We start from the raw sequence: 12,955 nt of genomic DNA on the forward strand, positions 1-12,955 counted from the left end.
ACCGCGCGTCCAGCAGGTGCCTCGACTTCGCTCGACACGAACGGGAGGGGTGATGGCGCCGCGCCGCCGTGGTAGCGGGCATTGATGAACGAACACAACCCGCTGGCGGGCCAATCGGTTGCCGCGCGGCTCAAGGCCAAGGCGGCGGAGCTCGGCTTCGTCGCCTGCGGGGTCGCGTCCGCCGATGCGACCCCGCGTGCGGGCGAGCGACTGCGCCAATGGCTCGCACAAGGCATGCATGGCGACATGCTATGGATGGCCGAGCGCGCGGCACAGCGCGAAAGCCCTGCGGCCTTGTGGCCGGCGGTCCGCAGCGTGGTCGCGCTCGGCATGAGCTACGCGCCCGCCGCCGATCCGCTCGCGCTGGCCCATGTCGGGGACATCGGCCGCATCTCGGTCTATGCACAGGGCGGTGATTATCACGATGTCGTCAAACGCGCGCTGAAGGCGCTGGCGCGGTGGCTGGTGGCGGAGGCGCCCGGCGCGGATGTGAAAGTGTTCGTCGATACCGCGCCGGTGATGGAGAAGCCCCTCGCCGAAGCCGCCGGGCTGGGCTGGCAGGGCAAACACACCAATATCGTCAGCCGCGAGGCCGGGAGTTGGCTGTTCCTCGGCGCCATCTACACAACGCTCGATCTGGAAGCGGATGCGGGCGGGCGCGACACTTGCGGATCGTGCGACGCCTGCCAGCGCGCCTGCCCGACCGACGCCTTCCCCGCGCCCTACCGGCTCGATGCCAGGCGGTGCATTTCGTATCTGACGATCGAACATGCGGGGCCAATCCCGCGCGCGCTTCGCGCGGGAATCGGCAACCGCATCTATGGTTGCGACGATTGCCTCGCGGTATGCCCGTGGAACAAGTTCGCAACCGCCGCCGCCGCCAACCGCGCCTTCCTGCCGCGCGCGGAACTTGCCGCGCCGGAGCTCGCCGATCTGCTCGCGCTCGACGACGCGGATTTCCGCACCGTTTTCGCGGGATCGCCGATCAAGCGGATCGGGCGGGACCGGATGGTGCGCAACTGCCTTATCGCAGCGGGCAACAGCGGCGTGGCGGCGTTGATTGCGCCGGTCGCGAGGCTGCTCGATGATCCCGCGCCTGTGGTGCGCGGTGCTGCGGTGTGGGCGCTCGGGCGGCTTGCTCCTGACCAAGCGGCGGCAGCGCGCACGCTCCGGATGTCAGCCGAAACGGATGCCGACGTTTACGCCGAATGGGCCGCGCTCGCTCCCTGACCGGCGCCGCGCGATCACCCCTTTCCGTTCGTGCTGAGCGAAGTCGAAGGACGAACGGCTCTTGGAGGAGCCGCGCGATCGTAGACGGCTCTTACGCGAGATCATCCGGTCGCCCGCGCCCGGCCCAGCCCGACCGTGATCGCGATGTCCATCGTCACGTTGCCGACGGTGCGGAACAGGTCGGGGATCGTCTCGACGGCGATCAGCAGCCCGAGCGCCTCGATCGGCACGCCCATCGCGAACGCGACCGGCGCGACCGAGGCGATATAGCTGATCGTGCCGGGCAGGCTGACCGAACCCATCGTCGTGATCGCCGCCGTACACACGCCCGCCGCGAGCGCGCCCGGCCCGATCGCGACGCCCAGCCAATGTGCGATGTAGAGCGCCACCGCGAGGTTCATCGCCGGGCTGGTCGCACGGAACACCGCGACCGCGAGCGGAAGCACGATCCCCGCCGCAGCGGGCGCCGCTCCGAGCGATTCGCTCGCCGCCAGCATCGTCGGCAGTGTGGCGAGCGAGGATTGCGTCGAGATCGCCACCGCCTGCGCGGGTGCCGCCGCGCGCGCGAACCGCAGCACCGAGACGCGGCCGAACACCGCCGCGACCGGATAGGCCGACAGCAGAACGACGAAGCCGATCGCCGAGACGATGACGATATAGTGCAGCAGCGCGCCGAACGCCGCCGCCCCCGTCCGCGCACCCACCCCATAAGCAAGCGCGCCGACGCCGATCGGCGCGAGCCTGAGCACCCAGGCGATGATGATGAGCAACGCATCGGTGATCGCCTGGAACCAGCGGGTCAGCATCGCGCGCGGTTCCGGCGCGAGCTGGGTGATCGCGAAGGCGAGCGCGAGCGCGAACACGGTGAGCGGCAGGAACGAATCGCCCGCCGCCGCGCTCACGACGTTCGACGGGACGATCGTCTCGAAGAACGCGCCGAGCGTCGGCACGGTGCCAACCGGTTGCGCGCCGGTTAGCGCCTGCCGCAGCGCCGCCGACCAATGCGCAGGGAGTGGCCACACATCGAGCAGCAGCGGCGTCGCGATCGCCGACATCACCGTCGTCGACCACAGGATGACGATCATCGTCAGCACCGCGCGCAAGGCGAGCTTGCCCGCCCGCGCGGCATCGGCGGCCGCACCGACACCGGTCACGAGCAAACCGATGATCAGCGGCACGATCACCATCTGCAAGCCATGCAGCCAGGCAAGGCCGATCGGCTGCGTGAAGCCGGTGATCGCCAATGCGAGCCTGGAATCGATCGCGACGAGCGCGATGCCGATCAGCAGCCCGCTTACGAGCGCCAGCAAAATGCGTGTTGGCTGTGACATGCCTGTTCCCCCGTTAGCGCTCAACGAACGGGGAACGCGCTAAAATGGCAAGCGGATTGTGGATTTCGGAGGGTGCGAGGTCTCCGGACCGGAGCATCAAGCAGCCGGCGCCCGGGCGTTGCGCCGTATCAGGAATCAGCCGTATCAGGAATCAGGAGCCGCAGTCCCGCGCCGCCCGCCAATGAGGAGGCGCTTAAAAGCTCGCGGTCTCGTACGCGCCGGTCTGAACGCTCGCCAGGGTCATCTTGGGGGCGGGGGTGTCGGTGGCCGGCTCGGCATCGGCATTGCCGGCGTGGTCGGAGTAGATGAAGCCCTTGGTCGGATAGGCGGTGGAGCCGAGATCGTGCTGCGGGCCGTACCAGACCTTGACCATGCTCCAGTCGCCGTTCGCCGAGACATCGATCGCACGAACATTGGTCTCGATGCGGCCACGGCGCGACCAGTTGGCATGGGTGAGCAGCACTTCGCGGTCGTTCACCACCGCGCTCACCATTGCGACGTGGCCGAGCCGCATGTGCCCCGTCGAGGCGAAGGCGAGCACCGCGCCGACCTTCGGCGCGCGGCCACGGTCATAGCGACCGGCGGCCTGACCCCACCAAGTGTTGGCATTACCGCGAATCTGGATGCCGGAGATGGTGCGGGCATAGGGGGCGCACTGCCAAAACTGGGCGGCCGCAGGAGCCGTTGCCGTCAGGGCGCAAGACAACACCAGCGCGGAACGCGCTGCAAACGACTTGAAATTCATGCGACCCCCCAAGGTCTTTGGCTTCGTTGAGCCTATTGAGCAGGTCGCGGACGCGATGAAAACCCGGCCACGCCGACGAATGGAACCTTTTCCGATGAAGCGTGTTTCAGCGACGATGACTGCCCCACGGCACCGTGCTTCGGCGCGAACGGCGGGCGTCTGCGCTCGCCATAACGCTGCGGACGCTGTAGAATCATCGCCATGAAACGCGCCGCTCTGGCTCTTTGCCTGCTCTCGCTCGCCTGTTCCCCGCGTGGCGGGAGTGGCGACGCCGACGCAATCTACAACGCCGGCGAGCAAGAAGCCCAGCTTTCGCCCGGCGTACAGCCGGTTCGGATCGGCGAGGGCGGCCCCGGCTTCGCCGCGTGCGCGGCGGCGGGAACGGTTGTCAATCTTTCGCCACAGGACCAGCCCTACCTGCCAATCCGCGCCGCGCCGTTCGCCGAGGCGAGCGAGATCGGGCGGCTCGAAAACGGCGCGCCACTCCTGCTGTGCTCACACTCACTCGATCAGCGCTGGCAGGGCGTGGTGGTGCCGCCGGCGGGCGGAACCCCGGCCGATTGCGGCGTCGCCGCGCCGGTCTCAGCGCCACGAGGTTATGCCGGGCCGTGTCGCTCGGGCTGGGTGTCGTCGGCCTTCGTGCGGGCACGGGCCGGGTAAGTTTCGAAGCTCACCGTTCGTCCCGAGCGAAGTCGAGGGACAACTCCCGCGCGTAACGCAAGGTGTCTCGACTCGCTCGACACGAACGGCTGAAGACCTACCGGGCGATTCCGCCCGCCGCCAGCACCGCCAGCGTCACCAGTTCGCTCGCGGTCGAGGTCATCGGCGCGATCTGCACGCTCTTCTCCATGCCGACGAGCATCGGCCCGATCACCGCGTCGCCGCCGAGCTCGCGCAGCAGCTTGGCGGAGATGTTGGCCGATTGCAGCCCTGGCATGACCAATACGTTGGCCGGACCCGACAAGCGCGCGAACGGGAAATTGGCTAGCTGCTTGGGGTTGAGCGCGACATCCGCCGCCATCTCGCCCTCATATTCGAAGCTCACCTGCCGCCCGTCGAGTACCGTCACCGCGTCGCGGATATTGTCGAGGAAGGCGCCACCCGGGTTGCCGAAGGTCGAATAGCTGAGGAACGCCACGCGCGGCTCATGCCCCATGCGGCGGGCGACCTGCGCGGTATCCTCGGCGATATCGGCGAGTTCCTCGGCGGTCGGCCGTTCGTTGACGGTGGTGTCGGCGAGGAAGACCGTGTGGCTCTGGCCGACCATCAGATGAATACCGAACGGCGTACGTCCCGCCGCCGGATCGATCACGCGACGGATTTCGCGCATCGTGTGCGCATAGGTCCGCGTCGTGCCGGTGATCATCGCGTCGGCCTCGCCGAGCTGGAGCAGCACCGCGCCGAAGATGTTGCGGTCCTGGTTTATCATCCGTTCGCAATCGCGGCGCAGATAGCCGCGCCGCTGGAGCCGCTCGTAGAGGAAATCGACCATGCGCGGCACCAGCGGCGAGTTGCGGCTGTTGTGCAGTTCATAGGTCGAAGGATCGGTCACGCCGAGCGCACGCAGCCGATCGGGCACGTCGTCGCGGCCGACCAGCACCGGCACGCCGTAGCCGCCGTCCTTGAACGCGATCGCGGCACGCAGCACCGTCTCTTCCTCGCCCTCGGCGAACAGCACGCGCTTCGGGTGCGCCTTGGCGCCCTCATAGGCGAGCGTCAGCACCGAAGTGGTCGGGTTGAGCCGCGCCTTGAGGCTCTGGCGATAGGCTTCGAGATCGAGGATCGGCTTGGTGGCGACGCCCGAATCCATCGCCGCCTTGGCGACCGCGACCGGCACGATCTCCATCAGCCGCGGATCGAACGGCGCGGGGATGATATAATCGGGGCCGAAGCTGTGCTGGACGCCATATGCCTGCGCGACCTCCTCGGCGACCTGCTGGCGCGCGAGCGCGGCGAGCGCCTGCGCGGCGGCGACCTTCATCTCGTCGTTGATCGTCGTCGCGCGCACATCGAGCGCGCCCCGGAAGATGAAGGGAAAGCCCAGTACGTTGTTGACCTGGTTCGGATAATCCGACCGGCCGGTCGCGATGATGACATCGGGGCGCACCCGCTTCGCCTCGGGCGGGCTGATCTCGGGATCGGGATTGGCCATCGCGAAGATGATCGGCTTGGGTGCCATCTTGGCGAGATATTCGGCGGGCAGCGCGCCGGCGGCGGAGAGGCCGAGGAACACGTCGGCGCCGTCGAGCGCTTCCTCGAGCGTGCGTCGATCGGTGACGGCGGCGTGCGCCGACTGCCACTGGTTCACATTGTCCCGGCCCTGGTAGATCACGCCGGTGCGGTCGCACATCAGCAGATTGTTGCCGGGCAGCCCCATCGCCTTGATGAGCGCGGCGCAGGCGATCGCCGCGGCGCCCGCGCCATTGACGACGATCTTGGTGGTTTTGATGTCGCGTCCGGTCAGGAACAGCGCGTTGATGAGGCCGGCGGCGGCGATGATCGCGGTGCCGTGCTGATCGTCATGGAACACCGGGATGTTCATGCGCTCGCGCAGGGTCTGCTCGATCACGAAGCATTCCGGCGCCTTGATGTCCTCGAGGTTGATGCCGCCGAAGCTCGGCTCCATCAGTTCGACCGCGTCGATGAAGCGATCGACGTCCTCGGTCTTGAGTTCGAGATCGATCGAATCGACGTCGGCGAAGCGCTTGAACAGCACCGCCTTGCCCTCCATCACCGGCTTCGAGGCAAGCGCGCCGAGATTCCCCAGACCGAGGATAGCGGTACCATTTGAAATCACGGCGACGAGATTGCCCTTGGCGGTATAATCATACGCGGTCGCCGGATCCTGCGAGATCGCCAACACCGGCACGGCGACACCGGGCGAATAGGCGAGCGCGAGATCACGCTGCGTCGCCATCGGCTTGGAGGCGATGATCTCGATCTTGCCGGGGCGTCCCTCGGAGTGGAACAGCAGCGCCTCGCGCTCGGAAAACTGGACGTTCGATTCGTTCGACATTGGGCAGCCTTCTCCAGAAGCGTCTAGCCCTTAGTGTCACTCTCTGGGAAAGGGAACGCCACTATCCCATTTTGCGCGTGTCAAAGTCTTGCCGGGTGCGGTCGATCTTGGCGTCGGCCACGGTCCCAAACGCCGCAGAGCCCCTCGCGCAAGCCGTGACCGCGGTCGTCGGACGGCAATCGACGTGCGGCGGATGACCGGGCACGGCGCGTATAAGCGAACCGTCGCGGTCCATCGCGCTCGACCAGCGGCATTGAGCCGCTGGCGCCGAGCCTCTATCGGCTGGACGCGTGACCGATCCCGTTTCCGCTCCCACGCCGATGATGGCGCAATATCTCGCCCTGAAGGCGCAGGCGCAGGACTGCCTGCTGTTCTACCGGATGGGCGATTTCTTCGAAATGTTCTTCGAAGACGCGAAGATCGCCGCCGCCTGTCTCGACATCGCGCTCACCGCGCGTGGCGAGCATGGCGGCGCGGCGATCCCGATGTGCGGCGTGCCGGTCCATTCGGCCGAAGGGTATCTCGCGCGGCTCATCAAGGCCGGCCACCGCGTCGCCATCGCCGACCAGACCGAGACGCCCGCCGAGGCCAAGAAGCGCGGCGGGTCGAAGGCGCTGGTCGCGCGCGGGATCATCCGCGTGGTAACGGCCGGTACGCTGACCGAGGAAGCCTTGCTCGATGCGCGCGCGGCCAATTGGTGCGTCGCGATCGGAGAGGCGGGCGGCGGCGTCGCGCTGGCCGCCGCGGATATTTCCACCGGCCGGTTCGAGCTGATCGAAACGAGCGCCGCGAGCCTGACCACCGAGCTCGCGCGACTGAACCCCGCCGAGACGATCGCCGCCGAGGACAGCGCTTTCGCCGAGTTCACCACCTCGCTGCGGCCGAAGCCCGGCTTCGACAGCGTGCGTGGCGAAGCCCGGCTCCGCGATCTGTACGGCGTCGCCACGCTCGATGGCTTCGGCCAGTTCAGCCGCGCGGCGCTCGCGGCGGCGGGCGGCCTGGTCGCGTATCTCGGTCACAATGCCAAGGGTGCGCTGCCGTTCCTGCGGCCGCCGGTGCTGCGCCTGAGCGCACAGGCGATGGCCATCGACGCGGCGACGCGCGAGAGCCTCGAACTCACCGCCACGACATCGGGGTCGCGCAAGGGCAGTCTGCTCGACGCGGTCGATCGCACCGTGACGGGGGCGGGCGCGCGGGCGCTCGCCGCCGACATCGGCGCGCCGCTGGTGGACCGGGCCGCGATCGAGGCGCGGCTCGATCTCGTCCAGTTGCTGTGCGAAGATAGTGGCTTGCGCGAGTCGCTGCGCGCCACACTGCGCGCGCTCCCCGATATCGGCCGCGCACTGGGGCGGCTAGCGGCGGGACGCGGATCGCCGCGCGATCTCGGGCAGTTACGCGACGGTCTGGATGGCGCGTGGCGGCTCGGCGAGAAGCTGGAGGACCTCCTCTCCCCCGTTCGTCCTTCGCCGGGCTCAGCACGAACGGGAATGGAACTCCTCACCGATCTGGCCCCCCGGCTGCGCGGCCATGGCGCGCTCATCGACCTGCTCACCCGCGCGCTGGTCGCGTCACCGCCGATCGACGCTTCGGATGGCGGCTATATCGCGCCTGGCTATGACGCCGCGCTCGACGATCTGCGCGACGCCGGCGCCGGTGGGCGGCGCGCGATTGCGGCGCTGGAAGCGGATTATCGGGCGCGTACCGGCATCGCCGCGCTGAAGATCAAGCATAACGGCGTCCTCGGCTATCATATCGAGGTCGCCGCGCGCGTGGCGGATGCGCTGATGGCGCCCGACAGCGGTTTCACCCACCGCCAGACGCTCGCGGGCGTCGTACGCTTCAACGCACCCGAACTACACGAAGTCGCGGTGAAAGTGTCGCAGGCCGGAGCGCACGCGCTCGCGGCGGAGGCGGCGCATCTCGAAGACCTAACGCATGCCGCGCTCGACCGGCGCGAGGCGATCGCCGCCACCGCCGATGCGCTTGCCCGGCTCGACGCCTCGGCCGGCTTGGCCGAGCGCGCGTGCGAGGGCGGCTGGGTGCGGCCGACGCTGGTCGATCATGCCTGTTTCGACGTCGAAGGCGGCCGTCATCCGGTGGTCGAGGATGCGCTGGCGAAGCGCGGCGAGCGCTTCGTCGCCAACGACTGCAAGCTGTCCGAAGACTCGCGATTGTGGCTCGTCACCGGCCCGAACATGGGCGGCAAATCGACCTTCCTGCGCCAGAACGCGCTCATCGCGGTGCTCGCCCAGGCCGGCAGCTACGTTCCCGCGAGCGCCGCCACATTGGGGCTGGTCGATCGGCTGTTCAGCCGCGTCGGCGCGTCGGACAATCTCGCGCGCGGCCGATCGACCTTCATGGTCGAAATGGTCGAAACGGCAGCCATTCTCGCACAGGCGACCCCGCGTAGCTTCGTCATTCTCGACGAAGTCGGACGCGGCACATCGACCTATGACGGCCTCGCGATCGCCTGGGCGGTGGTCGAGGCGATCCACGAGGACAATCGCTGCCGCTGCCTGTTCGCGACGCACTACCACGAACTGACCCGCCTCGCCGAACGCTGCGAAGCGTTGAGCCTCCACCACGTCCGGGCCCGCGAGTGGAAGGGCGATCTGGTGCTGCTCCATGAGGTCAGCGAGGGGCCGGCGGATCGAAGCTACGGCCTCGCGGTCGCGCGGCTGGCGGGATTGTCTCCAGCGACACTCGCGCGCGCCAAGGCGGTGCTGGCGAAGCTCGAGGCGGGCCGCGCCAAGACCGGCGGCATCGCGGCTGGACTCGACGACCTCCCGCTTTTCGCCACCGCGCGCGAGGAGGAACCGCCGCCGGCCGATCCGGTGCGTGAGACGCTTGCCGCGATCGATGTCGATGCGCTCACCCCGCGCGATGCGCTCGAGCAGCTCTACCGGCTGAAAGGGCTGCTCTAGCCGCATCGGTCGGAGCCACGAACGCGGCCTCGCGCGCCCTTGAGCGCGACGAACCGACGCGATATTCGCCCGCGATACCTCTCGGTGGAGAGTGGAGTGAGCTGGAAAGACACGGTAAATGCGCGCGGCTGGAAGGTGCCGTTCGTCAACAAATCGCTGTTTCAGATCGGCAAGGAACTGGTGCCGCGGATCGACGCGATCATCATGCGCCGCTCGCTCGTTCCCGACCAACCGGTGATGGACAAGGCGTATTTCGCCTGGATTCCCGAGCTTGAGGCGCATTGGCGCGAAATCCGGGCCGAGGCCATCGCGATCCGGACCGAGGAAATACCCTCGCTCGGCGACATTTCGTTCGATCATGGCCGGATCGCCAAAGACCGTCGCTGGAAATCGCTGTTCCTCAAGGGTTATGGCTACCGTCTGACCGGCAACGCCGCGCGCGCGCCGGTCACGGCGGCGCTGATCGAACGGATTCCCGGGCTGGTGACCGCCTGCTTCTCGGTGCTCGAAGCCGGCGGCCAGATTCCACGCCACCACGGCATGACCAAGGGCATGCTGACCTATCATCTCGGGCTGAAGGTGCCGGCCGAGCGCGCGAAATGCCACATGACCATAGAAGAGGGCGATGCGCGCCATGTCCTTCCCTGGGCCGAGGGCGAATCGCTGCTGTTCGACGATCTCTACAATCACCAGGTCTCGAACGACACCGACGAGGATCGCTACATCCTGCTCATCCAGATCAAGCGGCCCTGCCGAGGGCTCGGCAACGTGATCCAGAACGCCTTCCTTTTCGGTGTGCGCCACTCCCGCTTCGTGCAGGATATCGTGCGAAACATCGAAAAGGCGCAACACGCGACCGTCAACGCGCCGGGCCGGTAAAGCCCGCTTGGCGGGCGCCTTGGCATCGGCGCGTGACGGGGCGATGCCAAGCCTCTATCCCGGCTGCATGCCAGCCCGTTTCGACTCCCTCCCGCAACGCCGCGCGATCATCGACCGGCGCGCCCTCGCCGATGCGCTCGCCGCGCTTGAGGGGAGCGATCCGGTGCCGCTGCGCGCCGCCGGCACCGCGCTCCTGAAGTCCGCGCTTGATGCCGGCCGTACCGAAATCGGACGGCGGCTGATCGAGTACCCCTCGCGCGGGCTGGAGATCGCCGCCGCGCAGGCGTTCCTGGTCGATCAGTTGATCCGGCTGCTCTATGATTTCACCACCCAGCGGCTCTACCCGGTCCACAATCCGACCGCGGCCGAGCGCCTCACCGTGATCGCGGTCGGCGGCTACGGGCGCGGCGAAATGGCACCCTATTCGGACGTCGATATCGGCTTCCTCACGCCCTGGAAGCAGACGGCGTGGGCGGAGCAGGTCATCGAATCGATGCTCTATGCGCTCTGGGACCTCGGGCTCAAGGTGGGCCATTCGAGCCGCTCGCTCGACGAGATGGTACGGCAGGCGAAAAGCGACGTAACCATCCGCACCGCGCTTCTGGAGGCGCGCTACGTCTGGGGCGACCAGCCGCTCTATGACGAGGCCGCACGGCGCTTCAAGGTCGAGGTGCAGGCCGATACGGTGCGCAGCTTCATCGCCGAGAAGCTCGCCGAGCGGAACACCCGCCACAAGCGGATGGGCGACACGCGCTATGCGGTCGAACCCAACGTCAAGGAGGCGAAGGGCGGCCTGCGCGACCTCCACACGCTCTTCTGGATCGGCAAATACGCCTACAACGTGTCCGAACCGGGCGAGCTGGTCGAGGCCGGGTTGCTCAGCCGCGCCGAATATCGCCAGTTCAACCGCGCCGAGAATTTCCTGTGGGCGGTGCGTTGCCACCTGCACAGCATCGCGCGGCGCGCCGAGGACCGGCTCACTTTCGACATGCAGGCCGAGATCGCCCGTCGCATGCGCTTCGCCGACCGTACCGGAAAGTCCAAGGTCGAGCGCTTCATGCATTATTACTTTCTGCAGGCGAAGCGCGTCGGCGACCTGACGGGTGTGTTCCTCGCGCATCTCGACGAGAAGTTCGCCGCGCGCGGCCGGCGCTTCGGGCTGCCGATGCTCGGCCGCGGCCGGGCACCGCGCAAGCTGCACGGCTTCGTGATCGAGCGCGGCCGGCTCGCGATCCCGTCGGACGATTTCTTCCAGGCCGATCCCGTGCGGCTGATCGAACTCTTCGCGCTCGCCGACCAGAACGGGCTCGAAATTCACCCGCTGACGATGCGCACCGCCGCGCGCGACGCCAAGCTCGCCGACGACATCCGGCAGGAACCGCGCGCCAACGCGCTGTTCCTCGACGTGCTGGCCTCGCAGCGCGACCCCGAGACCGTGCTGCGCTGGATGAACGAGGCGGGCGTGTTCGGTCGCTTCATTCCCGATTTCGGCCGCGTCGTCGCGCAGATGCAGTTTGACATGTACCACCATTACACCGTGGATGAGCATACCATTCGCGCGATCGGGCTGTTGTCGGCGATCGAGAAGCAGACGCTCGCCGACGATCATCCGCTCGCGAGCGCGGTGTTCGACCAGATCGTGTCCCGCCGCGCGCTATATGTCGCGGTGCTGCTCCACGATATCGCCAAAGGGCGCGGCGGCGATCACTCGATCCTCGGCGCGGAGGTCGCACATCGGCTGTGCCCGCGGCTGGGAATGAGCGAGGCGGAGACCGAGACGGTCGCCTGGCTGGTGCGCTACCATCTGCTGATGTCCGCCACCGCGTTCAAGCGCGACCTGTCGGACTTCAAGACGATCCTAGATTTCGCCGAGACGGTCCAGAGCCCGGAACGGCTGCGGCTCCTGCTGTTGCTCACCATCGTCGATATCCGCGCGGTCGGCCCCGGCGTGTGGAATAGCTGGAAGCGGCAGTTGCTGACCGATCTTTACGAATCGGCGGAGGAGGTGCTGCGGCTCGGGCACAAGCAGAAGGGCCGTGAAGAGCGGATCGCGGCGAAACAGGCCGGTCTGCGCGCCGCGCTCGACTGGGACGATGCGAAGTTCGCCGCCTTGCTTCGGCGCATGCCCGATCCCTATTGGGTGGCGGAACCCGACGAGGTGCTGGTGCAGAACGCGCATCTCGTCGATCGCGCCGGCGCGGCCCAGCTTTCGATCGACACCCGGCCCGATCCCGATCGCGGCGCGACGCTCGTCTCGGTCTACGCCGCCGACCATCCCGGACTGTTCTACCGCATCGCCGGCGCGATCAGCCTCGCGGGCGGCAACATCATCGACGCGCGCATCCACACCACCCGCGACGGCATGGCGCTCGACAATTTCGTCGTGCAAGACCCAATGGGCGGACCGTTCGAGGACGACATGCAGCTCAAGCGGCTGCGGATGGGAATCGAGGATGCGCTCGCCGCGCGCGGCGGGCGGCTGGTCGACAAACTGCTCGCCAAGCCGCTGTCACGGCCGCGTGCGACTGCCTTCCCAATCGCGCCCAACGTGCTGATCGAGAACAAGGCGTCGAACCGCTTCACCGTGATCGAGGTCAACGCGCGCGACCGGCCGGCGCTGCTCCATCAGCTCGCGCACGCTCTGTTCGATTCGAAGGTGACGATCCACTCGGCGCACGTTGCCACCTACGGCGAGCGCGCGGTCGATACCTTTTATCTGACCGACCTCACCGGCGAGAAGATTTCCAACGCCACCCGGCTGCGCGGCATCGAACGCCGTCTGCTCGTCGCCGCGAGCGGGGAGAAATTACGCACCGCCGCCTGAACTGGC

Annotated in this window: 8 protein-coding genes; 5 read left to right on the top strand and 3 right to left on the bottom strand. The window is 67.7% G+C overall.

The genetic code is table 11. From position 1 onward, the window contains the following. Positions 1–84 precede the first annotated feature (84 nt). A complete protein-coding gene (gene queG / locus PX554_RS07650; protein ID WP_093224751.1) occupies positions 85–1,230 on the top strand; it encodes a tRNA epoxyqueuosine(34) reductase QueG in 1,146 nt (381 codons plus the stop codon). A gap of 101 nt (positions 1,231–1,331) precedes the next feature. Here queG and PX554_RS07655 read toward each other — a convergent pair whose 3' ends face one another. Then, on the bottom strand, positions 1,332–2,561 hold the full coding sequence (locus tag PX554_RS07655) for a dicarboxylate/amino acid:cation symporter (protein WP_093224752.1): 1,230 nt from the start codon (positions 2,559–2,561) through the stop codon (positions 1,332–1,334). A gap of 193 nt (positions 2,562–2,754) precedes the next feature. Next, entirely contained in the window at positions 2,755–3,306 is a 552-nt protein-coding gene (locus PX554_RS07660) for a CHAP domain-containing protein (RefSeq protein ID WP_093224753.1), read from the bottom strand. A 201-nt stretch (positions 3,307–3,507) separates the two neighbouring features. On the opposite strand from PX554_RS07660, the gene PX554_RS07665 reads away from it, so the two are divergent. Continuing rightward, entirely contained in the window at positions 3,508–3,966 is a 459-nt protein-coding gene (locus PX554_RS07665; protein WP_093224754.1) for a hypothetical protein, read from the top strand. Positions 3,967–4,063: 97 nt separating this feature from the next. Here the strand turns inward: PX554_RS07665 and PX554_RS07670 are convergent, their stop codons facing one another. Next, positions 4,064–6,322, bottom strand: a complete 2,259-nt coding sequence (locus tag PX554_RS07670) for an NADP-dependent malic enzyme (RefSeq protein ID WP_275500415.1) — start codon at positions 6,320–6,322, stop codon at positions 4,064–4,066. A gap of 320 nt (positions 6,323–6,642) precedes the next feature. On the opposite strand from PX554_RS07670, the gene mutS reads away from it, so the two are divergent. The 3 genes from mutS to PX554_RS07685 all read left to right on the top strand — a co-directional run bounded on the left by mutS (position 6,643) and on the right by PX554_RS07685 (position 12,949). Continuing rightward, entirely contained in the window at positions 6,643–9,246 is a 2,604-nt protein-coding gene (gene mutS / locus PX554_RS07675; protein WP_275500981.1) for a DNA mismatch repair protein MutS, read from the top strand. 96 nt (positions 9,247–9,342) lie between these two features. Then, positions 9,343–10,125, top strand: coding sequence for an aspartyl/asparaginyl beta-hydroxylase domain-containing protein (locus PX554_RS07680; protein ID WP_275500416.1), 783 nt, complete (start codon positions 9,343–9,345; stop codon positions 10,123–10,125). Between the two features lie 67 nt (positions 10,126–10,192). Continuing rightward, positions 10,193–12,949 (top strand): [protein-PII] uridylyltransferase, encoded by a 2,757-nt coding sequence (locus tag PX554_RS07685; RefSeq protein ID WP_275500982.1) that lies wholly within the window; start codon positions 10,193–10,195, stop codon positions 12,947–12,949. Positions 12,950–12,955 lie beyond the last annotated feature (6 nt).

This window comes from Sphingomonas pollutisoli, from assembly GCF_029167165.1.
Classification (GTDB): Bacteria; Pseudomonadota; Alphaproteobacteria; order Sphingomonadales; family Sphingomonadaceae; genus Sphingomonas; species Sphingomonas pollutisoli.

Bases quoted from the DNA above. Each gene is read 5' to 3' on its own strand.
- PX554_RS07670 (WP_275500415.1), bottom strand. From the start codon at position 6,322: ATGTCGAACGAATCGAACGTCCAGTTTTCCGAGCGCGAGGCGCTGCTG.
- PX554_RS07660 (WP_093224753.1), bottom strand. From the start codon at position 3,306: ATGAATTTCAAGTCGTTTGCAGCGCGTTCCGCGCTGGTGTTGTCTTGC.
- PX554_RS07685 (WP_275500982.1), top strand. From the start codon at position 10,193: ATGCCAGCCCGTTTCGACTCCCTCCCGCAACGCCGCGCGATCATCGAC.
- mutS (WP_275500981.1), top strand. From the start codon at position 6,643: ATGATGGCGCAATATCTCGCCCTGAAGGCGCAGGCGCAGGACTGCCTG.
- PX554_RS07665 (WP_093224754.1), top strand. From the start codon at position 3,508: ATGAAACGCGCCGCTCTGGCTCTTTGCCTGCTCTCGCTCGCCTGTTCC.
- queG (WP_093224751.1), top strand. From the start codon at position 85: ATGAACGAACACAACCCGCTGGCGGGCCAATCGGTTGCCGCGCGGCTC.
- PX554_RS07655 (WP_093224752.1), bottom strand. From the start codon at position 2,561: ATGTCACAGCCAACACGCATTTTGCTGGCGCTCGTAAGCGGGCTGCTG.